The sequence below is a fragment of the Vibrio anguillarum genome, assembly GCF_001989995.2.
Taxonomy (GTDB): domain Bacteria; phylum Pseudomonadota; class Gammaproteobacteria; order Enterobacterales; family Vibrionaceae; genus Vibrio; species Vibrio anguillarum.
Window position 1 is genome coordinate 1 of sequence record NZ_JAHGUP010000095.1, and the last position, 22,125, is coordinate 22,125.

Genomic DNA, 22,125 nt, shown 5'->3' on the forward strand with positions numbered 1-22,125 from the left:
TCAGATCATGAAACATAAAATTAGTTCAAAAAAATCCCCAAGCAGAGGCTTGGGGATTTGTGTATAAGAGACAGGGCTATGCACCACCCTTAGGAGATTAATGGTGAGAACTCGTCAGTGAAGTATGCCTAGCTCCTTCGCTTCTTCAATGGTTAAACCACTTTCTCGAATCTCTCTTAATGCTTCAATACGACGGCGAGCTTCGGCTGATTTAAGGTTTTTAACTGGTTTTTGAGTTTCTACTTCTTCCGTGAAGTCCCACTTATTTGCAATATCAGTCATTTCGTCATGGTCAATAGAATTTATGGACATTGTTACCTCCGAACAAACCACGTAAGGGACATGTAATCTGTAGCAAACGACATTTGATTTGTTAAGCATATTTCGTCCATATTGTGATTTTGGCGATGGTTTAGAAACCTTATTTTTAAAACTATTAATATTACTTTGCCAACCTTGCTAGACGAGGCTAAATTTAAATATTGCATACATGAATTCAAGCGTTTTAGCGCTCATTTTATTCTGTTGCATACTGTCGCAGCCCCCCTACCCCACGCTCTTTCAATGTGCTGATTTTTAGCACATGGTTCCCCATTTCTGTTTGGCAAATAAGCTTGAAATGCACCAGACTGTAGCTAATACATTTAAAGTTGTAGGTAAGACGCGATGTGTAAGCTTCACGACTGGTTAACCGAGATCCATCAATGGCATCTGAACAAGCGCTATGATCAGGTGGCTCAATTACAACCTCTGATCCTTAATGCTCCACAAGAGATCTGGGGGCCGGATCTGAGTGATGATCAAAGTAAAGCAATTGCTTGTTGGCTTGATGCTTGCCTGCGCCAATATGAGTACTACAAGCTCATTGACGGTGAGCTTGCCTTCCAATATCTGCAGCTTGTTACGCTCGTTTTCAGCGTTGTGTCTCGGAGCCGAGTAGTGAACTTGAGTTAAAATCTTGGTGTATAAAACGGATGCAGCAGTTGATGGTACTGAGTTTGGAGCATCTCAACCAACAGCACGTTGATGAGGCCTTATCCCGAAGTTTAATTGATGCTCATGTTCGATTTCTTGCATATTACGCGTGGAACGATGATCAAGGTATAAAGCGAGGGTATTAATTGATTGCAAGGATCAACAGATAAAAAAATAGCGAGTTATATAACTCGCTAAAAACATATATGAGCCAATCTATTAATTCATCAGATATGACAAAAGGTTGTCTATTCGTTTTCTATACTAACGAACCTTCTAAAACAAAATGTCAGCTACATGTCAAGGTTGTGTTGTAAATTGGTTTTAAATACCTTTTAAATACCAATAGCGACTTCATCAAGTGCCCGGAATACGGATTCATCTAAATGCCCCTCGTACACTTGCTTGCACACTTTGCGGCGTACCGCGAGACCCGAGATCAAACGTTCGATCGATAAATGTTTATTCTCGTTTTTCGTGTTATAGAGCTCGATCAATTTACTTAACGTCTCATAAGAGATCGCCTCATTTCCAACCCTCAGCCAATCCAGCTTATCAATCAGCTCTGTACACTCTTCCTTGATGGAGGATGGTGGATGCCCAGTCATTGCTGATAACGCCGTTATACTGCGTTCTAGGGCCTCTGGAGAGGTATATTTAGATAAGGTAATCGTAATTTCATCGGCATTGATCTCTACTAGGTGTTTGCGCTGCTTGACTCTTCGTCCTAGCTTACCCTTTGGAGACGGTGCTTTACGTTGAATCGGTTCAAATTCACCATCAATGATCTCAGAAAGCTCTTCTAGTTTTTGCTTAGAAACCATCTCATTGCGCAGTGGGTTAGGCAACGTTGGAGCCATGTTGCGTTTGCCTGCATTGGTGGTACGAGCGCGCGAGTAGCGCAGGACTTCTTCCACATCGCACTTAATGTCGACTTGGTAATCCATCACTTTTTCTTTATCCACCAGTGTGGTGACCGTCAAATGATAGCCCCAAAGATTCACGACAAATAACGAATCGCTGCCCTTTCCTTCCGATAATCGTTTTAGCTCACGGACAAGATCCATCGAAAAACGACGCCATTCGATATTACGGGCCAACTTTTGGTTCAATTCACTCAGTAGCATGCTGTCGGTATGGCGACGCGACATGCGACTGCGGAAATAGGAGTAGAGTTGGAAGACCAACGTATGTTGCTTTAGGATCTCTGGTGGAAACAAGAAAAAGTAATCGCGAGTGAGTAACTCTTCGTAGAATGAAGGCTCCCACACCAAAATGTACAAATTAGGTTTGATCCTAATTTCACCATCAGCGCCTTCCGTTGGCGCTTCTTCAGAAGCGGTGATCGTTCTTGCTAGGAACCGAAAACGATCACTCTTAAATCCTTCTGGCATGTTTTCACTCAGCCAACGGCCTGTTAACTCATGTAGTTGGAAGTCTGTAAATTCAATCCGATCAATACTATCGCGAATAGAATCTCTTGCTGGGCCACTATCTTTTTTACCGCGAAGCGACAAAATGTCAGTAATGTACAATGGGGTTTTATTCGGTGTGTGTTTGGTATTAAGTTGGTAATCTTCTTGGTGATGATCGTGGTATTGCACCGTTAAGGTGAACAGTGCAAACAGTGTCATTAGATCATCGACTGTCATGATATTTTTAGAAGAACGAGTTTCAATGATCGCACGGGTACCAGAAATCGACACCATTGATTTCTGGTAGCTTTTACGAGTTCTCGGTGGAGCTAATGCTTGATCAATGATCCCAGCCCAATTGGTGGGTGAAACCACAAACTGATCCGCTTCGTCTTTCATCGCTGGTGGAATATTTAGCCCATGTTCTGTCAACAAACGCTTATTGACCTGAGTTTGAGCCAGCGCTTTTGAACGCTTGCGTTTTTCTGTCTGTTTTACTGATTCAGTTACCAGACTGGTTGAACCAAGCACAGAGATGAGCTTATTTGGGTTAACAAATTTATGCAGCATTGTCTTGCCAGCTAAACCTTCTTCAAATCTCACCGGGATCTGTTTAAATAAACCAATACTTACTGCAGCACGCAGCCGTTGCTGAATAGCCGCTCTGGTCAATTGGCCATCGGTTGCTTCAATTAACTCTGTTGTTGAGACTAACCCATCTTGGCTGCGGAAACCTCTTAATGAGATCAGGTTAAGAAGTTCAACGATACTTTTGGTAACACCTTTAAAATGTTGGTATTGATCAACCCAATCAACAGCAGTTTCTGAAACTTCAAAAAGATGCCCATCTTTGTGGCTCCTTGGTGCTTTGATCAATATTTTTTCGTCTGCGTTCATTATTAGATCCGTATCACACTAGCCGTAATATCGCTATAGTTCCAATAGAATAAAGAAAAAGAGATCATAAATAAAGAAAAACTTATTGCTTTTAAATAACTGATCTTTTTGATTATTCTGATCTATATTGCTTATATGATCTAATGATCAGGCCTTAATGAGCAGCCTAGTTGATTGTTTTATAAGGAGAAAAAAAAATCCCCTTCAGAAGCATGATCATAGAAAACTGAAAACATGATCATTGTAGAGAAGAAAGCATGATCAATCACATTCCGAACGATGATCATCAGACGAGTGAATCAATGATCAAACACTTTCTTAAAGCATGATCATGGTTCATGCACAACTTATCCACATGATGAGTTGAAGTGATTATTTTATTTGAGCTAGATGAAGAATATGGGCTTGGTTTTTCTTTGGAAAGATGATCAAGGAAGTGCATTAAATGTTCTTTCAAAGTCGATTTTGGCATAAACACGAATTGAAATGACAAATAACTCTTTTAACGGCTTCTATTATAAGGAGTGAGAGTGTGTCGAAAGCATGATCAAGAGCGTATTGAAGAAGGTTTTGTTATTTGGTGTGTTTTAAATTTTACTTGTTATGTACTAGGTATCTTGCTCAGCCCCTACTCCATCTGCAATCACCCGTAATTATGCGCTATTTTTACATGCTTCCGAGCTTAAATCACACTTGATCATTGATCCGATGAAGATCCATTTGTTTTCTGATTATTTGCCGATAAGGAAGGCGCTAATTCCTCTTGATCATTGTTCCTGTGGCGAGGGATCTCTTCGGACGCATGATCATCATGTTAGCCTTGATCATGCGTCCTGCTCCCCTGACGAAAAGGATAAGTTTCCCCTGCCCTGTCGCTCTAGTTATTATTATTCATGTTCTACGATTATTTAATTGATCTGCCGGGGGAACATCATTCCAAATGACACATACCGTAAATTATGCTGCTCCTCTAATCGTTCCGGGTATTTTAAGCTTATTTACAATGTAAATAAGTTACGTTGTAATACTTTAAATGTTCAAATAAATAATGGACTACGTTAGCTATTATTTAAGGAAAAACGATGACCATAATGAGGTCAATTCATTAAATTCCGATATATTTTTCTATTTATTGTGATATTAACCCAAAAGTGAATGTTCACCTTTTTGTTGAGTATTAAATTGTTTGCTGTACAATCTGCGTTAGGTACTTATTATGGAATTTGGCAATGAAAAGAGAACAAACCATAGCGAATCTCTACCAGCTCGCCGAGCAAACTCAACAGGTGCAAGCTGACCGAATTGAAATTGTTTTAGAAGAACGTAGTGATGACCATTTCCCAGCGATGTCAAAAGCGTTAATGGAAACTCGTTCAGGCTTAACACGCCGTAAGCTAGATGATGCCATTTCCAAAATGGAACAAGCTGGCCATCAATTTACTAAAAACAATGCAAATCACTATTCAATTTCTTTAGCGGAAGCCCATATGCTCATGGATGCCGCTGGTGTGCCTAAATTCCACCAAAGGAAAAAGCATGGTGATCATAAGCCTTGGGTCATCAATGTTCAGAACCAAAAGGGGGGGACAGGTAAATCAATGACGGCTGTCCATCTGGCGGCGTGCCTCGCCCTGAATTTGGATCAGCGTTACCGTATCTGCTTGATTGACTTAGATCCGCAAGGCTCATTACGGTTATTTCTCAACCCGCAAATCAGTTTATCAGAGCACAGTAATATCTATTCTGCCGTTGATATTATGTTAGACAACGTGCCTGAAGACACTGAAGTGGACAAGGCGTTCTTACATAAGAACGTGATGTTACCAACCCAATATCCCAATTTAAAAACCATCTCTGCATTTCCTGAAGATGCAATGTTTAACGCAGAAGCGTGGCAGTATCTTTCGCAAAACCAATCGCTTGATATTGTTCGACTGCTGAAAGAGAAACTTATCGATAAGATTGGCGATGATTTTGACATCATTATGATTGATACTGGCCCACACGTTGATCCATTGGTATGGAATGCAATGTATGCTTCCAATGCATTGCTGATCCCGTGCGCGGCTAAGCGATTAGATTGGGCGTCAACCGTCAATTTCTTTCAACACCTTCCTACGGTTTATGAAATGTTTCCAGAAGATTGGAAAGGGTTAGAATTTGTACGTTTGATGCCGACGATGTTTGAAGATGATAATAAAAAGCAAGTCTCGGTATTAACGGAAATGAATTACCTGTTGGGTGATCAAGTCATGATGGCGACGATTCCGCGTAGCCGAGCATTTGAAACCTGTGCTGACACCTACAGCACCGTTTTTGATCTCACCACCAGCGATTTTGAAGGTGGTAAAAAGACGCTAGCGACTGCGCAAGACGCTGTGCAAAAAAGTGCACTGGAGCTTGAGCGAGTGCTTCACAGTCATTGGTCATCACTAAATCAGGGGTAAGTAAAACATGGCAATTAAAACGTCTGAACTAAATGCGAAACTGTTTGGTAAAGCGAATAAGCGACGTGCAACCACCCCGCAAGAAGCCCAAACGGCAGCGAAAGAACAAGCGCAAATCATCGAATTGGCGGTTGCGGGAGAAGAGTTAGTCACTTTCGAACTGGTCAGGATTCCCGCTGATCAAGTAGCGGAAAAGACGATTGTTTTTACGCAGAATGCGCGTGAACAAGCTTTTCTGAATGAGCATGCTCTATCTGATGTATTGAGTACATTACGCGAGCGTGGTCAGCAATATCCTGCGGTTGGTCGTAAAACCGCTGGGGGCAAAATTGAAGTCCTTGATGGCAGCCGTCGTCGAATGTCTTGTATCTTGGCGGGTAAAGAATTTTTGGTTTATGTCGCTGAAGACATAAACTCGGAACATGCGAAGTTTCTTTCGGATGTGGCAAACGCGCACAAGCCGCTTTCTCTTTATGAGAAGGGTAAAGAGATGCAAGCGAAGCTGGATAACGGTGAAGCGGAAGACCAAAAAGCTTTAGCCAAGATATTTCAGTGCAGTGAGGCCCTAGTAAGTGGTGCTCTAAAAGCAGCGGCTTTGCCACTTGAGCTGTTGCAAGCTTATCCAAATGTGGTTGAATTAGGTCGTCCAACCATAGTTAAATTGCATAAACAATTTAATGAACTCGATGCAAAGCAACAAGCAAATTTGTTGGAAAAGTGTCAATCTGAAGATGGATTTGTTTGGCAGCGTAGTAGCGTACAAGGTGTTGCCCGATTGACGAAAGAAGTCACAGAGACAATTGAGTCTTGGATACAAGAGTTGTTGCCACCTAAGCGCTCTGAGCATGTAAAAATTGATCTGATCAAAGGCCGCGTAAGTTACAGTCGTAAAGGCAGTAATTTAGCGCTTAATTTGAAAAAGGTGGATGATGCTACGGTGCAAGAAATATTAGATTTTATCCAATCTAAGCTTGATTAAGCATCCATCATGTAAAGAATAAAAAACCCGCCACGGCGGGTTTTTTAGTAACTAAGTCTATTCAGTTCGAATCTATTGATTTCTTAAACGCTGCCAGTATTTTTCGTAGATAGCGAGCGCTTCAGGCCCAACATCATTAATGAATTCTCCTTTAGCCATATCTTCATCGGCTGGAAAAATTGTTGGATTGTCGCGAAGTTCTGCTGGAAGCAACGCTCGGCCGCTTTTTGTTGCCGATGCATAACCTAAGCTATTCACAATCTCAGCTTGGTTCTCTGCTTGATACATGAAGTTGATGAATTTATTCGCCAACGCTTTGTTGTTGCTTCCTGATGGAATAGTAAAGTTATCCATCCACAAGACTGCGCCTTCTTCCGGCATTACAAATTTTAGCTCTGGCATCTCAACTTGGCCTTGGTAGGCATTCCCGTTCCATTGCATCCCTAACGCTGCTTCACCTGAGACATAAGGCACATGTGGCGCATCAGAGTTATACAACAGTACATTATCTTTTAACGCGACCAATGATTGGTAGGCTTTTTCAATCTCTTTTTCATTTTTTGTATTAATACTGAAGCCATTTAAGATCAGCGCCATACCAAAGACATCGCGAATATCGTCAATCAACATCACTTGTTGGCTATATTTCTTATCCCACAAATCAGCCCAGCGAGAGATACCTTCTGGTACTAATGCTTCGTTATAGCTGAGGCCAGTGATCCCCCAAATATAGGGCAGGGAATAACTATTTTTGGGATCGTGTGCTTGGCCGAGTAGTGAAGGCATGGCATCTTTCATGTTCGGGATTTGTGCATGATCCAGCTCGGTTAGTAACCCTTCACGTCCCATTTTTTCAATGAAATACGCTGAGGCAAAAACCACATCATAACCGCCACCTTTGAGCAACTTGAGCTTGGTATACATTGACTCGTTATTTTCAAAGGTCGAATAGTTAATCGTTACCCCTTCCTGCTGCTCAAACTGCTTGAGGGATTTTTCTGGAAGATATCCTCCCCATGCATAAACGTTGAGTATTTTGTTGTCCGCGCTTACGTGTGAAGAGGCTAGAACTGCTGTCAAAACCAATCCTTTGATGAAAGTTTTCATTGCATTTGAATTCCTTAAATAGCCCAGAAATGTACTGGGGTGTAGGTGAATAATTAGTTAAAAATGGTCACGATTAAAGCAAATATAATTTGTCGTAAAGAAAAATATTTTTAACGACGCACAGTGATTATAGCGGCTGTGCTACCATTGCGTTTCAGCGAGGTGGCGTAAATATGAACATGATAGCGGCTTATTTAGATGATTTAATGGTGCAGGCTGAGAATAGCCTATGGCGTATGGGGCTATTAATCCGTGGTGAGCCTCAATGGCAACAACACGTGCTTATGCATTTTCTCGCAAAAAATGAGGGGCAAGCCATATTTCAGTTAGGCGGAGAACCGTTACCATGCGTTCGTTATGCCCCCTTCAACAAAGGGCAGCAGTTTCTTGGTCAAGAATGCCATTTACTTATTTGTGACAATTACCACGGTTTTGATGCGAACAGTTTCAGTGCTGCGCTGGGTTCATTGGTCGGTGGTGGGTTGCTGTTGATCATTGAAGCCCCTCAGCGTAACGACTCTTTTGCTGAGCGCTGGTTAACGCGAGCGTTCGAGCAGCTCGTTGTTATAGAGCAGAATCAACCCTGCCCTCCTTTACCCGTTTATCCACGAGTCAGTTCTCAATCACCGATTTATGAACAGCAAGTTGATGCGGTTTCAGCAATTCTTCGTGTGATGGATGGGCATCGCAAGCGACCATTGGTTCTCACTGCCGATCGGGGACGAGGGAAAAGCAGTGCGCTTGGTATTGCTGCGGCTAAATTGATGGCGTCTCGTTCATTAGATATTGTGGTCACGGCACCCTCAATCCATGCCGTAGCGCCGATATTTGAACATGCGGCTAAAGGTTTAGCAGGCGCTCACGTCACCAGACAATCCCTTACTTGGCAAAACTCGTCATTGACGTTTGTGGCACCGGATGAGCTGATTTTGCATCGGCCACAGTGTGATCTCCTATTGGTAGATGAAGCGGCCGCGCTGCCTTTATCAATGTTAAAAAACTGGGTTGAACACTATCATCGTGCGGTCTTCTCTACCACCATTCATGGCTACGAAGGGTGTGGGAGAGGGTTCACGCTTAAGTTTCAAACTTGGTTAGCACACCATCGAGCTGGGACTCGAACTCTCCATTTAGATCAGCCGATCCGTTGGCGTCAGGATGATCCGTTAGAAGCGTGGCATTACGATACTTTCCTCCTTCGCTATGATTTAGCGACATCGCCGACGATGACATCAGAACAGTTAGCGACACTTAAAATTGAGCATCTGGATAAGGCTCAACTCATTGCCAACCCGACACGCTTAGCCGCTATTTTTTCGTTATTAGTGAATGCTCATTACCAGACATCACCAAACGATCTATTTCATTTTTTAGCGGACGATAAAGTTCAGCTAGTTGCTGCAATGGTAGGCGAGGTTTGTGTCGGTTGTTTGCTGACAGTACGTGAAGGTGGGCTTTGCAACGCTTTAGTGGAAGAGATCCAACGAGGAAAACGACGCCCTAAAGGCCATCTTGTTCCAGTCTGCTTAGCTAATCAAGTTGGTATTACGCAGGCAGCGCAGAGTGTTTGTCAGCGCATCATGCGTATTGCAGTTCATCCCGAATTACAAAATCAAGGGTTGGGCAGCCGCTTGATTGAAGCGTGCATGCTGGAAAATGATGCCGACTATTTAGCGACGAGTTTTGGCGTAACGAGCGATTTAATGGCTTTTTGGGCTAAGAACCAATTTGTTCCGATAAAACTAGGGAGCCACAGAGACAGTGCGAGTGGCTGTTTTTCCTTAATCATGGTTCAAGCGAAAAAATTGGATTGGTTAACTCGGGCAGAACAGATTTTCGAACAGCATTTCATTTTCTCGCTATCTGATTCTTTGCAAAGTTTAGAGCCGGCTTTGGTTCGTACCATCTTGTCATTAGTCCGAGATCGTGTCGCATGCGCGGATTCAAATGAAGTTAATTTCCTACCTTATTCATTGCTGCGTTGTTACGCACAAGGCGGTGCGGATTATGAGAGTGTGAGTGTATGGATTCATCGGCTAATTACTTCATTGGATAAAGCTGCTCTATCACTGTTATCTGATGTACTTATTGTCAAAGTGTTGCAAAAGAAAAGCTGGCAAGAGTGTGCCAGTCAATTAAACCTCACTGGACGGAAAATGATTGAGGCTACCCTCCGTCATGACCTTAATCGACTATTAGATGATTTACACTGTAAAGTTGATCATTCAACGCAATGAACTGCAGCCAATTTACAGTGTAAAGCGTGAATAATGTAAGAGCAGACACTTTCTCCAGGTGTACTGTGCTTGTCATATGACAAAAAAGTCCTACTACTTACGTCTTAAGAGTAGGATTTTTTTGTTCTAGTCACAGAATAAAAAAATCCAAACCATATTAATGAGTTAACCATACGGTCCCCCTTATTGTGAGGTTTTTATTTTTGTTCCTAACGTGTTCAATCATTTGCTTAATGAGTATTCCCTCCTACACTCAAAGTCAGGTGTTCTCCTAAAAAATAGAATATAAATAGCACGTAAGGATGAGATATGGATCTTTTGTTGGCGGAGTCTTTGGAAATTTCAACGGTACTAGATTCCAAAGCAAATTATCTTCAATGGCTAAGCCTAACTCCTCCTTTAACAATCGATGCATCACGAGTCAATAGCGTGGATGCTGCCGGTCTACAACTGCTTGCTTCTTTGTTTATGACAGCAGAGCGAGCTGGAATTGAGATCACTTTAGTTAACGCAACAAACACGCTCAATGAAGGTATTGCGCTACTGGCTTTAGAAAGCTTGTTCGCAGAGTAATGAGATTTTGCAAGGAAGGGGCTATGACAAAGATCCTCGCGGTTGATGATTCGGTTTCAATTCGTCAAATGCTAAGCCATACATTGAAAGATGCAGGCTATGACGTTGAAACCGCTACTGATGGAAGTGATGCATTACGTAAGGCACAACAAACCAAATTTGATGTTGTTATTTCTGACGTCAATATGCCAGTGATGGGTGGTTTTGAGTTAGTTAAAGCAATACGTGGTAATGCTCAATATAAGTTTATTCCTATTTTGATGCTAACCACCGAAACGAGTATGGAAAAGAAACAAGAAGGAAAACTCGCTGGAGCTACAGGATGGTTGGTTAAACCTTTCAACCCTGAGACGCTATTGAAAACACTAAAACGGGTCATATAGAACACCGTATTTTATTAAAAGCTTCATTCGTTAAACGACGTTAACTGGCAGGAAGAGCTATGGCTTTAGACATGGAACTGTTGCGCAAGATGTTTTACGAAGAGTGTCGTGAAAATCTTGAAGTGCTTGAAAATGTACTGCTTAATCTTGACCCTAATCAGGTTGAGAAAGAGACTATTAATACCATTTTTCGGGCTGCCCATTCGATTAAAGGTGGCGCTGCGACCTTTAGTTTACTGGATATCAGTGAATTTACCCACTCTGTCGAAGCGTATCTTGACCTCGTCCGTAACGAAAAATCAACTCTCACCGCTCAAAGTGTGGACATTTTACTGAAAAGCGGTGATTGCATTCGCAATATGCTCGCGGGGCATGAGAGCCACGGTGAGGTTGATAGTGAGCTTCAGCAGAGAGTCAGCCAGTCATTGCATACTTTACTTGCCGACAATTCAACAGTTGATCATGAACTAGCAGACCATCACTCACTTGACGCCGAAGATGAACAGACGTCATCGCTCTTAAAGGCTTCTGACAACGAGAACCACTTAGGTTGGAAAGTCGTTTTTACTCCGCATAGAGAACTTTATTTCAGTGGTAATGATCCACTTCGGTTGCTGCGAGAGCTTTATGAACTGGATGATCAGTGCAGGGCGGAAGCTCAGCTTGAGCACTTTCCCGAATTGGCGGAAATAGAGGCTGAGCTTTGTTATTTAAGCTGGACTATTTTTCTCAGTAGCCAAGTGCAAGAGAGTGATATTCGCGAAATCTTTGAATGGGTTGAAGATGAATGTGACTTAATTGTTGAACCTTTAGTACAAGAATCGACGACCCAAGATATGGTCAGCGAGAGCAAGGAATCTTTGGCCGAGGCGCCACCTACGTTTCATGCGAACGCTGTTCCCCCTACCGAATCAGCAGAGCAAGTTGATCTCATAAAACCCATCGATCTCATAAAATCAATAGAGTCTATGCCCGCTGTTGCGCCCAAAGTGGCGAAAGCAGAATCCAGCGTAAGCTCTATTCGCGTCGATATTGAGAAAGTCGACAGCTTGATTAATTTGGTTGGGGAACTTGTTATCACCCAATCAATGCTGACCGAAATCGGCAACGATTTCACTATGGATAAATTAGAAAAGTTGCAAGCAGGCCTAGTTCAGCTTTTGCAAAACAGTAAAGATTTACAAGAAAATGTGCTCAATATTCGCATGCTGCCGATGAGCTTTGCTTTTAGCCGCTTTCCTCGCCTTGTGCGAGACTTGTGCGGCCGACTTGAAAAAAAAGTAGAACTGAACATCATTGGCGAGCACACCGAGCTCGATAAAACCGTCCTTGAACGTATTGTTGATCCATTGGTTCATTTAGTCAGAAATGGTATTGACCACGGAATTGAGCAGCCACACATTCGCCTTGAACAAGGCAAACCAGAAATCGGCACAATTGAACTACATGCTTATCATCAAGGTGGCTCGATAGTGATCGAAGTGAAAGATGATGGCGCGGGGATCAACTGTGAAAGAATATTTCAAAAGGCGCTAGAAAAAGGTGTATTACCTAAAGATACATGGCGTGAAGAGATCACCGACAAACAGATCCTTAACCTTATTTTTGCCGCAGGGTTTTCAACAGCAGAACAAGTGTCTGATATTTCAGGTCGTGGCGTCGGTATGGATGTTGTAAAACGTAATATCGAAGAGTTGGGTGGGCATATTGATGTTGAATCCACGTTAGGTAAAGGCAGCCATTTCACTATCTGTTTACCACTCACTTTAGCCATCCTCGATGGGCAATTGATCAAAGTAGGCGGGGAAGTTTACATCATCCCACTGCTCACTATTATCGAATCTATTCAAATCAACTTAGCTAATGTGAAGTATGCCGCCGGTGGGGTTGAGCTGTACCGGCTTCGTGACGAAAACATTCCTATCTTACGTCTGCAAGATGAACTGGAAATGGGATCAAGTGGTGCTTTGCCCGATAGAATACTCTGCTTTGTTGAAGCTGCTGGGTGCCGCGTTGGCTTATTGATTGATGAGCTACTAGACCAACAGCAAGTGGTTATAAAGAGCTTGGAGTCAAATTACTGCAAAGTGGCAGGCATATCAGGAGCTACGATTTTGGGAGATGGTTCCGTTTCGCTCATTTTAGATATTCAAGGGTTAATCGCCACGTACTCAAATCGACGTTCAAGTTTATCTCCCAAGATTATTGCCGCTTAGTGAAGGTGACAGGGAAGAGCCATGGAATATGATTATTCACCAAATCATCAACAAGAGAATCAAACACAGAGTGTTTTGAATGCTGTGTATGAAGAAAGAAGCTGTGAAGCCGATTTTCTGAGTTTCCGGTTAGCGAATGAGTTGTACGGGGTAGCAATTCAAGATGTTGAAGAGATTCGAGTATGGGAGCCACCTACGCCTATTCCTCGAGCGCCTAGCTTTGTGAAAGGTGTGATTAATTTACGCGGCATGATTGTGCCTATTATCGATCTGCGCCTTCGATTTGGTATGGAGGCTTGTGGCTACTTTCCCACGACTGTGGTGTTGGTACTTCGTAGCCTGCAACAAGAGCGGCCTCGTATTATGGGCTTAGTCGTTGATGCAGTGAGTGATGTGATTGGCCAGGGAGATAATGTGCTGTTTCCTGCCGTGGGGGAAACACCTGCCGCTGCGTATTCGCTCGGTTTGCTCAATGTTGGCGAAGAGGTCATGTCACTGCTCGATACCCAAGGGCTCCTTGATATGCACCGAATACTGAGTGAGGAACCCTGATGTCTAAACAAGAGTTCCTTAGTTTCGTGCTGGATAACGATGAGTACGCTGTGCCAATCCTTGAGGTCCGAGAAGTTCGCGGCTGGAGTGATGTGCGCTCTGTACCCAATGCCCCGGATTACTTAGTTGGCTTACTCAATATCCGTGGTGAGTATGTACCGATTGTTGATCTTCGAATTCGTTTTCATCTGCCACCTGCACAGATTGGGGCCACGACAGTTGTTATTGTTTTGAATGACGCGCAACGCAATCCGCTCGGCATTATTGTCGATGGTGTTTCAGAAGTGTATGACTTAGCCGCTGAAGAGATAAAACCTGTACCAGCCTTATCCACCACGGTTGAACCACAATTTATGAAGGGAATTGCTAGTGTGGCTAACGGTCATTTGATCCTAATTAATATCGAGACCCTTTTTGATGTACCTGGGTTAAATCAGACATTCGTAGAAGACGCTATTTTGTGAGGGAATACTCATGGCATTTTGGAACCGCAAACCAGAACCAAAAAAATTTGTTGAGCAGATAGAAGATCCATTGGTCGATGAGAATGAAGGGCTCTCCAATCAGCAGCTTCTTTCTGCTCTTAATGCAGCAAAAACCGCATTGATGATGATTAACCGAGATTTTCAAATCACCTATCTCAATAAGCAATCATTGATTTTACTTAAGCAGCATGAAGTGCTTTTTCAAAGCGTATGGCCGGGTTTTAAAGCAGAAGAGTCGTCATTGATTGGATACTGCATTGATGGTTTTCATGTCAATCCACAGCATCAACGCCAAATGTTGTCGAATCCAGCCAACTTGCCTTTCACTACCATGATTACTATTAAAGGAGTGAAGATCGAGCTTAATGTTGGCGCCATTATTGATGAAGACGGTATTTATATCGGGAACACATTAGAGTGGCGTGATGTCACTCAAGAGATTGCAAAAGAGCAAGAAATTGGCCGCTTAGCTTCGGCAGTCGAGGGGATGACAACCAACCTAATGATGGCCGATAAAGAGGGTATTATTCAATACTTAAATCCTTCATTGACCAAGTTGATGCGTACAAGAGAAAGTGAGTTGAGGACAGTATTAACAAGCTTTGACGTCAATAATCTGGTCGGACAAAATATCGATATCTTTCATAAAAACCCGGGCCATCAACGTAGCATTATTGCCAACCCTGATCGTTTGCCATTTTCATCCAACATCAAAGTGGGGGCGCTGCAATTTAATTTAACTTGTATTGCGATGCACAATCACAAAGGGGAATATATTGGCCCTGCATTGCAATGGATCGATATTACCGAACAACAAGATGGTCAATACCAAGTAGAGAGCCTCATTCAAAAAGCGATCGCAGGGCAGTTGAATGAACGAATTGATACCACCGTGTACAGCGGATTTATGCGGGAGTTGGGCGAGGGGATTAATAACTTGCTTGATACCTTAGTTTCACCGCTGGCTCAGTGTATTGACGTCATGAGCAAAGTGGCAGATGGCGATTTGAATACCAAGATGGAAGAGGGCAGCCAAGGTGAGTTTGGTCAACTGCAAAATGCGGTCAATACCTCGATTGCTAACCTGCGCGATATGGTTGAAAAAATCACCATTTCTTCTGCCAGAGTGGCTACGGCGTCAACAGAAATCGCGCAAGGCAATAATGATTTGAGCCAACGGGTGGAAGCTCAAGCATCCAATTTAGAAGAAACGGCCGCGAGTATGGAAGAGATGACAGCGACCGTGCGCCAAAATGCAGATAACGCCAAAGGTGCGAACGATCTAGCGAGTGATGCTGCCAAAAAAGCCAGTAAAGGTGGTGAAGTGGTGGGGCAAGCGATCTCGGCCATGTCGGAAATTAATCGTTCGAGTAAGAAGATTGCCGATATTATTGGAGTGATAGATGAGATAGCCTTTCAAACCAATTTATTGGCTTTGAACGCAGCGGTAGAAGCGGCAAGAGCCGGAGAACAAGGGCGTGGATTTGCTGTTGTTGCTGGAGAGGTTCGAAACCTTGCGCAGCGTAGCGCAGCAGCGGCGAAAGAGATTAAAGGGCTGATTAAAGATAGTGTTGAGAAAGTAGAAGAGGGATCGCGTTTAGTTGATGAGTCAGGAGCAACATTGAATGAGATTGTGGACGCTGTAGCAAAAGTATCTGATCTCATCGCCCAAATTGCATCATCCAGTATTGAACAATCGACGGGCATTGACGAAATCAATCGTGCAATTACAGCCATGGATGAGATGACGCAGCAAAATGCCTCTCTTGTTGAACAAACCTCTGCGGCCAGCCAATCGTTGAAAGATGAAGGGAAAGAGCTGATTAGCTTGATGAGCTATTTCACCACCGATGACAACATCAAAACGTTCGAGCCCAAAAGAACAGCCATCTCCGCCCATCAACCCAAACCCAAGGTCAAGAAAGTGGCAGGCATTAAAGCCACCAATAACGTTGCCAATTCTGGGCTCAACCTCAATGAGGATGGAGATGAATGGGAAGAGTTCTAACAGATAGCCATCCAATCATGATGAACAATGACCAAGAATTTGAACTCACCGTAAAGGATTTCAAATTCATCCAGTGGTTTATGCACAAAACGGCCGGCATTTACTTGTCGGATGCGAAGCGAGCGATGGTTTACGGCCGTTTGAGCCGTCAGATGCGTCGACGGGGGATTCAGCGTTTCTGTGATTACAAGGAGCTTATTGAGCATAATGAGCAAGAGCGGATCCACTTTATCAATGCGTTAACGACTAACAAAACCCAGTTTTTTCGCGAGTATCACCACTTTGAGTTTTTAGAAAAAGTACTGCTCGATGAGTGGCGATCACAGGGCGTGCGTCATCCTAAAATTTGGTCTGCTGGCTGCTCTAGTGGTGAAGAGCCATACAGCTTTATTGCGTCGCTATACAGCAGCGGTTTATTTGATTTCGCGGACAATGTTGATATCTACGCAACAGATTTAGACACACAGGTTTTGGCACATGCGCAAGCGGGCATTTATACCGATGAGGCTGTGGTTACTATTCCACAGCACTATCTTAAAAAGTGCTTTGTAAAAGGGCGCGGTATCAAACAGGGAAAAATAAAAATCGCCAGTCAATTGCAACGTTTTGTCCATTTTCAGCAACTGAATTTATTATCTCCTTGGACGCTACCTAAGAATTTAGACCTCATTTCGTGCCGAAACGTGATGATCTACTTTGATAAACCCACTCAGGAGGCTTTGATCGAAAGGTTCTATGAATGGTTGAAACCGAATGGGATTTTATTTTTGGGTCATTCAGAAAGTGTGGGGCGCTGTGCTGATGTTTTTCATCATCTCGGCCACACCATTTACGTGAAAAAATGAGGAACAATTAATGACCTCGTTGGCGATGCATTTGGCAACCGACAATCGGAATTTCAGCCGATTTTATCATCCCCAACAAAAAGTGGATTGGGTAAAGGTTTTGCCCGGTGGGTTGTACTGTACGATGCAACAAGAGGTTATTTGTACCGGTTTAGGTTCTTGCGTTACCGCCTGTATGTGGGACCAAGAGGCCAAAGTCGGGGGGATGAACCATTTTTTATTACCTTTTGATCAGCATTCGCAAATTGATCACTGGCATCCAGATGAAATTGAGTCCACGGCTTCTCGTTATGGTTGTTACGCAATGGAGTTACTGATTAACCAGTTGATCAAAATGGGGGCTGAGCGTCAGCGCTTACGAGTAAAACTCTTTGGTGGAGCACAAATGCTGGGTTTTAAAGCCATGATTGGCCAGAAAAACATAGATTTCATCAAAAACTATGTTGAGCAAGAAAGGCTTATTGTCGAAGCCAGTGACTTGGGGGGTGACGAACCGAGAAAAGTCATTTTCGAACCCATGACAGGTAAAGTGTGGCTAAAAAGAATTCCATTGACCGAAGTGAGCCGGTTAAGTTTTCAAGAAAAGGTTTATGCCACACAGTTGGATCGTAAAGCGCATAAAGAGAGTGATGATGTGGAGCTATTTAAATGAAAAAAATCAAAGTGCTGATTGTCGATGATTCTCCCGTTTTTAGAGCACTGCTCTGCGAGCTGATTAATGCTGACCCTATGTTAGATGTCGTCGCAATGGCACAAGATCCTTACCAAGCCCGAGAGCTTATCAAGCAGCACAACCCTGATGTGCTAACGCTAGATATTGAAATGCCAAAAATGAATGGCGTGCAATTTTTAAAAAATATTATGCGGTTACGCCCTATGCCGGTAGTGATGATTTCAACCTTGACCCAGCATGGCGCTCAAGCCACGTTAGAAGCATTAGAGCTTGGTGCAGTGGATTACTTCCCTAAACCATCGGTCGAAAACACGGCTGAAATGGCAAGTTATAGGGAGCTGGTGAACGACAAAATAAAAATGGCGGCAGGGGCAAATGTCGTTCAATCGCATCATTCTGCGGCGGTTAATCAGGTCGAACTGATAGCGGCTAGCCACCAAGAGGCGCGTTATCAGTTGATCGCAATTGGAGCCTCAACGGGCGGAACAGAAGCATTAAAAAGCATATTCTCTGTTTTACCAGCAGGGTTGCCACCGATCGTGATCACTCAACATATCAGTGCGATGTTTACTCGCCCCTTTGCAGAGCGTTTGAATCTTTGTAGCGCCGTAGAGGTGAGAGAGTTGTCCGCTAATCAAGCGCCTTTAGTGAATGGATGCGCTTATGTTGCTCCCGGAGATAAGCATCTGATGGTGATAAAAAAAGGCACTCACCTTTACTGTCAAGTTGACGATAGACCTGCGGTCAATCGTCATAAACCCTCAGTAGATGTGATGTTTGATACGGTTGCTGAAAATGTGGGAGACAAAGCCATCGGTATCCTCTTAACCGGGATGGGTAAAGATGGGGCGCAAGGCATGCTCAAAATGAAGTTGTGTGGTGCATTGACTTTAGCTCAAGACGAAAAAACATCAGTGGTGTGGGGAATGCCCAAAGCGGCAGTAGAGATTGGCGCAACACAGAATATCAAAGCGTTAAATGCCATACCACAATGGATTTGTGATGAGCTCTATCGCTAGTGTTGTCTCATTACATAAGCTCAACATAGAGAAGCAAGGAATGGGTGATGATAAATAAAACAGTTACACCAAAAGCAAAATATATTTTAGCTTTAGTTTTGCAGCTAATGGCCCTTTTTGCCGTCATGCTTCACTCCCCTAATTTATGGAACATGGGGCTAATGATTTTTGCGGCAGCAATACCTTGGCTAGTATTGTCTATGAATTTTAGTGAACAAAACAAAGCTAAAGCCAACCCCAATAAGGTTAAAGAAGAGTCCACTCTTGAAACGCAGCAACATCTACAGAGTATTGAAAAACTGTTCAAAGAGACGCTACCTAAAGTGAGTAGCCCTTTAACCATGCAGCACACCGTGATTGAAGGTTCAGTAGAGACATTAAATAACGCATTTTTTGGCTTGCAAGATATCAGCCAAAAACAGAGTCATGTCTCAAGTACCTTGGTCAATAACTTATTGGCAAACCAAGGCAGCGAATATGATCTCACCACCGTACTGCCAAGGACTGAAGCGATTATTGATGGCTTTGTACAAATTCTGATTGATATTTCGGAGAAAAGTATTTCAGCGGTACACAGCATTCACGACATGTCAGAAAAATTGGATATGGTCTTTAAACTGTTAAATCAAGTGAGAAGCCTATCGGAACAGACCAACTTATTGGCGCTGAATGCGGCGATTGAAGCAGCGCGAGCGGGCGAGGCGGGGCGAGGCTTCGCGGTAGTAGCTCAAGAGGTACGTGATTTGTCGGTTAAAGCAAGAACGCTGAATACCCAAATTGAATCCGAGATTAATGTTGCTCAACAAACGGTACAGCAAGCAAATAAAACCGTTGGCGATATGGCATCAATAGACATGACTCACGTCATTGAATCGAAACAGAATGTAGACCACATGCTACGTGGTGTCCAACAAGTGAATATAGAAATAGAGCAAGAAGTGCAAAAAATTCAAGAGTTAGGACAAGAATTAACCCAGCAAGTGAGTAACGGTGTTCGAGCTCTTCAGTTCGCTGACATAGTGGTTCAACAAAGTGATTATGCGCATGCATCTATTGATTATTTGCAAGAAGCAAATGAGCTATTGAACGCTTTACTAACACAAAGTATGACCAAAGCAGCATGGGTAGAACAACTTCACCAATTGACAGAGCGTCTGCACAATCGAAGCGGTCCCGCCGCAATCCAAACCAATATTGACGAAGGCGAAGTCGAGCTTTTCTAGGAGGGAGTACGATGAGTATAGAAACTGAAATAGATAGCAATGCGAAACACATTACTATCGCGATTGATGGTGCTTTTGGCTTTAACCTAGTTAAGGAATTTCGTAATAGTTATTCACCCTATCGAGGTTTTAGATTCACCATTGATTTACGTAAGGTGGACTATATTGACAGTGCTGGTCTTGGCATGCTGCTCAATATGCAGAAATATCTTGAGCAAAGTGATGGCATGATCCGAATTACCAATACCTTACCCCAAATAAGGAAAATCTTACTGATTTCTCGATTTGATAAAAAATTTAGTATCGAATAATGCTTAAGGAGTGAGCCGATGCGCGTAACGATTGTTGATGACCATAAATCAAATAGAGAGCTCTGTCGGTTTATTTTATCGCCTATTGTTGAGCACATAGATACCTTCGAAAATGGTGCTGATGCTGTTGAGGCGATGCTCGTCATGGACGTCTTACCCGACGTTATTTTGTTAGATGTGATGATGCCAGTTAAAGATGGTTTCACCACCGCAAAAGAGATCCGCGACTCTTTTCCAAATCACCATATCCCAATTATATTTTTGACCGTGCTTGATGATCATGATTCGTTTGAACGCTGTTTATCGCTGGGCGATGATTTTATTCTTAAACCAGTAGAGCGAAGCGTACTGCTCGCTAAAGTGCAGGCTCATTACCGTATTGTGAAAATGCATAATGAAGTTACTCAACAGCGAGATAAACTCAATTATTTCAACGAACAAGTACAATATGACTACGCCATCGCCGAATCCATTTTCACCAACTTAATGGAGGAGATGAGTGCAAAAGTCAGCAATATCTATGGCATCAGTTATATCTCCACACCTTCGACCATTTTTAATGGTGATCTCATCATTGTGGCGAACCGGCCCTATGGTGGCGTCTACATCATGATCGCCGATGCTACTGGGCATGGATTACCTGCCGCGATTTCAACGATCCCTGCTACGCGTACTTTTTTTTCAATGGCAGAAAAAGGGATGTCGCTTGGCGAAATGGTCGCTGAACTTAATAGTGCGCTGGTAAAGTTTTTGCCTGTTGGCATGATGCTTGCGGCCAGTGTATTTGAGATACGTGCCAACGGCTTCGAGGTTTCGTGGTGGGGAGGTGGTTTGCCTGATGGTTATTTACTGGATGAAGAAAGCAACATCGTTCGTCGTCTCGTTTCCACACATATGCCGTTGGGAGTTCTGGATGCTGATGAATTTGAAGTAAATTTAGTTCATCTCAAATTAAAACCTAACCAAACTATCCTCTGTTATACCGACGGTATTACCGAAGCGATGAATGAAAACGGGGAACAATTTGGCCAGTTGCGACTCGAACAAGTTTTGCAACGGAACGGTAAGACTCAGATTTCAGATTTGTACGATGAAGTATGCCAGTTTTCCAATCGTGGCCATGGTGATGACCTCTCAATTCTTTCAATGACATTTCCAATTACCAATAATAATGAAATATTAGCGTCGCAAAAAAAACAGTTTCTTAGCCATATACCAATGCAAAGCCATCTCTTTTTTCCTGCTTCAATTCTTAAAAAGATTTCAATTATGGTCGAGATGCGTAACATTGTTCGCGGTTTTATCAGTGGTGGCGAGCATCTTGACCTCGTTTGCTCTGTATTGTCAGAACTGTTTGCTAATGCCATTGAGCATGGGTTATTAAAACTTAATTCTTCACTAAAAGATGACCCAGATGGATTTCTCACTTTTTACCAACGACGTGAAGAGTGTATGGATGAGTTAGATGAATCGTTATGGATTAAACTAGACATTGATTATGACCCAACGGTGGGACAATTGAGCTTTTCACTTGAGCATAATGGCGAAGGCTTTGACTACCAACATACGGTTGTAGACGGTAACTGTACACACGGTCGAGGGATTATTTTGGTCTCTAAATTGTGTGAGTCATTGGAATATTCAAAAGATGGTTGCACTGTTAAGGTGACTTACGCCTTTAACAGTAAACATGATTTTCCGATATTGTCTTAATACTGAACAGATTATTTACACTGTAAAATTCTGCGTAACTCATTCTTTCGTTTATTTTTAGGTTATG

Annotated in this window: 18 protein-coding genes and 1 pseudogene; 16 read left to right on the plus strand and 3 right to left on the minus strand. The window is 42.9% G+C overall.

Annotated features, from left to right (window positions below; all coding sequences use genetic code 11):
• Positions 1 to 114 precede the first annotated feature (114 nt).
• A complete protein-coding gene (locus PL85_RS16375) occupies positions 115 to 312 on the minus strand; it encodes a PA3496 family putative envelope integrity protein (RefSeq protein WP_017043498.1) in 198 nt (65 codons plus the stop codon).
• A 354-nt stretch (positions 313 to 666) separates the two neighbouring features.
• Here PL85_RS16375 and PL85_RS16380 point away from each other — a divergent pair.
• Positions 667 to 1,121: pseudogene (locus PL85_RS16380) on the plus strand (transcriptional regulator).
• A gap of 189 nt (positions 1,122 to 1,310) precedes the next feature.
• Here the strand turns inward: PL85_RS16380 and PL85_RS16385 are convergent.
• Positions 1,311 to 3,287, minus strand: a complete 1,977-nt coding sequence (locus PL85_RS16385) for a replication initiator protein RctB domain-containing protein (protein ID WP_017043500.1) — start codon at positions 3,285 to 3,287, stop codon at positions 1,311 to 1,313.
• Between the two features lie 1,229 nt (positions 3,288 to 4,516).
• Here PL85_RS16385 and PL85_RS16390 point away from each other — a divergent pair.
• On the plus strand, positions 4,517 to 5,734 hold the full coding sequence (locus tag PL85_RS16390) for a ParA family protein (protein WP_026027506.1): 1,218 nt from the start codon (positions 4,517 to 4,519) through the stop codon (positions 5,732 to 5,734).
• Positions 5,735 to 5,741: 7 nt separating this feature from the next.
• The gene (locus PL85_RS16395; protein WP_096037213.1) at positions 5,742 to 6,713 is read left to right on the plus strand and encodes a ParB/RepB/Spo0J family partition protein; all 972 of its coding nucleotides are present in this window, start codon (positions 5,742 to 5,744) and stop codon (positions 6,711 to 6,713) included.
• Positions 6,714 to 6,785: 72 nt separating this feature from the next.
• Here the strand turns inward: PL85_RS16395 and PL85_RS16400 are convergent, their stop codons facing one another.
• Positions 6,786 to 7,820 (minus strand): ABC transporter substrate-binding protein, encoded by a 1,035-nt coding sequence (locus tag PL85_RS16400; protein ID WP_115339964.1) that lies wholly within the window; start codon positions 7,818 to 7,820, stop codon positions 6,786 to 6,788.
• 173 nt (positions 7,821 to 7,993) lie between these two features.
• Between PL85_RS16400 and PL85_RS16405 the strand changes: the two genes are divergently transcribed.
• The 13 genes from PL85_RS16405 (at position 7,994) to PL85_RS16465 (ending at position 22,058) form a co-directional block, all read left to right on the plus strand.
• A complete protein-coding gene (locus PL85_RS16405) occupies positions 7,994 to 10,057 on the plus strand; it encodes a tRNA(Met) cytidine acetyltransferase TmcA (RefSeq protein ID WP_115339963.1) in 2,064 nt (687 codons plus the stop codon).
• Positions 10,058 to 10,366: 309 nt separating this feature from the next.
• Positions 10,367 to 10,630 carry an STAS domain-containing protein gene (locus PL85_RS16410; RefSeq protein WP_013868220.1) on the plus strand — a complete coding sequence of 88 codons (264 nt, stop codon included), beginning with the start codon at positions 10,367 to 10,369 and terminating at the stop codon, positions 10,628 to 10,630.
• Between the two features lie 23 nt (positions 10,631 to 10,653).
• Positions 10,654 to 11,013: a response regulator gene (locus PL85_RS16415; protein WP_026027193.1), complete on the plus strand. Its 360-nt coding sequence runs from the start codon at positions 10,654 to 10,656 to the stop codon at positions 11,011 to 11,013.
• A 59-nt stretch (positions 11,014 to 11,072) separates the two neighbouring features.
• Positions 11,073 to 13,229: a chemotaxis protein CheA gene (locus PL85_RS16420; RefSeq protein WP_115339962.1), complete on the plus strand. Its 2,157-nt coding sequence runs from the start codon at positions 11,073 to 11,075 to the stop codon at positions 13,227 to 13,229.
• Positions 13,230 to 13,250: 21 nt separating this feature from the next.
• Positions 13,251 to 13,781, plus strand: a complete 531-nt coding sequence (locus PL85_RS16425; protein ID WP_017044938.1) for a chemotaxis protein CheW — start codon at positions 13,251 to 13,253, stop codon at positions 13,779 to 13,781.
• Entirely contained in the window at positions 13,781 to 14,245 is a 465-nt protein-coding gene (locus PL85_RS16430; protein ID WP_017042330.1) for a chemotaxis protein CheW, read from the plus strand. Before PL85_RS16425 ends, PL85_RS16430 begins: the two co-directional genes overlap by 1 nt.
• Before the next feature lie 10 nt (positions 14,246 to 14,255).
• Positions 14,256 to 16,274, plus strand: coding sequence for a methyl-accepting chemotaxis protein (locus PL85_RS16435; protein ID WP_115339961.1), 2,019 nt, complete (start codon positions 14,256 to 14,258; stop codon positions 16,272 to 16,274).
• Positions 16,259 to 17,119, plus strand: coding sequence for a CheR family methyltransferase (locus PL85_RS16440; RefSeq protein ID WP_017042332.1), 861 nt, complete (start codon positions 16,259 to 16,261; stop codon positions 17,117 to 17,119). The genes PL85_RS16435 and PL85_RS16440 overlap by 16 nt, the downstream gene beginning before the upstream one ends.
• A 10-nt stretch (positions 17,120 to 17,129) precedes the next feature.
• Positions 17,130 to 17,771: a chemotaxis protein CheD gene (locus PL85_RS16445; protein ID WP_017042333.1), complete on the plus strand. Its 642-nt coding sequence runs from the start codon at positions 17,130 to 17,132 to the stop codon at positions 17,769 to 17,771.
• Positions 17,768 to 18,811, plus strand: coding sequence for a protein-glutamate methylesterase/protein-glutamine glutaminase (locus PL85_RS16450; RefSeq protein ID WP_017042334.1), 1,044 nt, complete (start codon positions 17,768 to 17,770; stop codon positions 18,809 to 18,811). Before PL85_RS16445 ends, PL85_RS16450 begins: the two co-directional genes overlap by 4 nt.
• 44 nt (positions 18,812 to 18,855) lie before the next feature.
• Positions 18,856 to 20,034, plus strand: a complete 1,179-nt coding sequence (locus PL85_RS16455; protein WP_115339960.1) for a methyl-accepting chemotaxis protein — start codon at positions 18,856 to 18,858, stop codon at positions 20,032 to 20,034.
• A gap of 11 nt (positions 20,035 to 20,045) precedes the next feature.
• Positions 20,046 to 20,345, plus strand: a complete 300-nt coding sequence (locus PL85_RS16460) for an STAS domain-containing protein (RefSeq protein WP_013868210.1) — start codon at positions 20,046 to 20,048, stop codon at positions 20,343 to 20,345.
• A gap of 18 nt (positions 20,346 to 20,363) precedes the next feature.
• Positions 20,364 to 22,058 carry an ATP-binding SpoIIE family protein phosphatase gene (locus PL85_RS16465; protein WP_115339959.1) on the plus strand — a complete coding sequence of 565 codons (1,695 nt, stop codon included), beginning with the start codon at positions 20,364 to 20,366 and terminating at the stop codon, positions 22,056 to 22,058.
• Positions 22,059 to 22,125 lie beyond the last annotated feature (67 nt).

What these genes read in the sequence shown, in the direction of transcription:
- PL85_RS16460 (WP_013868210.1), top strand. Translation starts at nt 20,046, where the DNA reads ATGAGTATAGAAACTGAAATAGATAGCAATGCGAAACACATTACTATC.
- PL85_RS16465 (WP_115339959.1), top strand. Translation starts at nt 20,364, where the DNA reads ATGCGCGTAACGATTGTTGATGACCATAAATCAAATAGAGAGCTCTGT.
- PL85_RS16425 (WP_017044938.1), top strand. Translation starts at nt 13,251, where the DNA reads ATGGAATATGATTATTCACCAAATCATCAACAAGAGAATCAAACACAG.
- PL85_RS16415 (WP_026027193.1), top strand. Translation starts at nt 10,654, where the DNA reads ATGACAAAGATCCTCGCGGTTGATGATTCGGTTTCAATTCGTCAAATG.
- PL85_RS16395 (WP_096037213.1), top strand. Translation starts at nt 5,742, where the DNA reads ATGGCAATTAAAACGTCTGAACTAAATGCGAAACTGTTTGGTAAAGCG.
- PL85_RS16445 (WP_017042333.1), top strand. Translation starts at nt 17,130, where the DNA reads ATGACCTCGTTGGCGATGCATTTGGCAACCGACAATCGGAATTTCAGC.
- PL85_RS16450 (WP_017042334.1), top strand. Translation starts at nt 17,768, where the DNA reads ATGAAAAAAATCAAAGTGCTGATTGTCGATGATTCTCCCGTTTTTAGA.
- PL85_RS16430 (WP_017042330.1), top strand. Translation starts at nt 13,781, where the DNA reads ATGTCTAAACAAGAGTTCCTTAGTTTCGTGCTGGATAACGATGAGTAC.
- PL85_RS16375 (WP_017043498.1), bottom strand. Translation starts at nt 312, where the DNA reads ATGTCCATAAATTCTATTGACCATGACGAAATGACTGATATTGCAAAT.
- PL85_RS16390 (WP_026027506.1), top strand. Translation starts at nt 4,517, where the DNA reads ATGAAAAGAGAACAAACCATAGCGAATCTCTACCAGCTCGCCGAGCAA.
- PL85_RS16400 (WP_115339964.1), bottom strand. Translation starts at nt 7,820, where the DNA reads ATGAAAACTTTCATCAAAGGATTGGTTTTGACAGCAGTTCTAGCCTCT.
- PL85_RS16435 (WP_115339961.1), top strand. Translation starts at nt 14,256, where the DNA reads ATGGCATTTTGGAACCGCAAACCAGAACCAAAAAAATTTGTTGAGCAG.
- PL85_RS16440 (WP_017042332.1), top strand. Translation starts at nt 16,259, where the DNA reads ATGGGAAGAGTTCTAACAGATAGCCATCCAATCATGATGAACAATGAC.
- PL85_RS16405 (WP_115339963.1), top strand. Translation starts at nt 7,994, where the DNA reads ATGAACATGATAGCGGCTTATTTAGATGATTTAATGGTGCAGGCTGAG.
- PL85_RS16410 (WP_013868220.1), top strand. Translation starts at nt 10,367, where the DNA reads ATGGATCTTTTGTTGGCGGAGTCTTTGGAAATTTCAACGGTACTAGAT.
- PL85_RS16385 (WP_017043500.1), bottom strand. Translation starts at nt 3,287, where the DNA reads ATGAACGCAGACGAAAAAATATTGATCAAAGCACCAAGGAGCCACAAA.
- PL85_RS16420 (WP_115339962.1), top strand. Translation starts at nt 11,073, where the DNA reads ATGGCTTTAGACATGGAACTGTTGCGCAAGATGTTTTACGAAGAGTGT.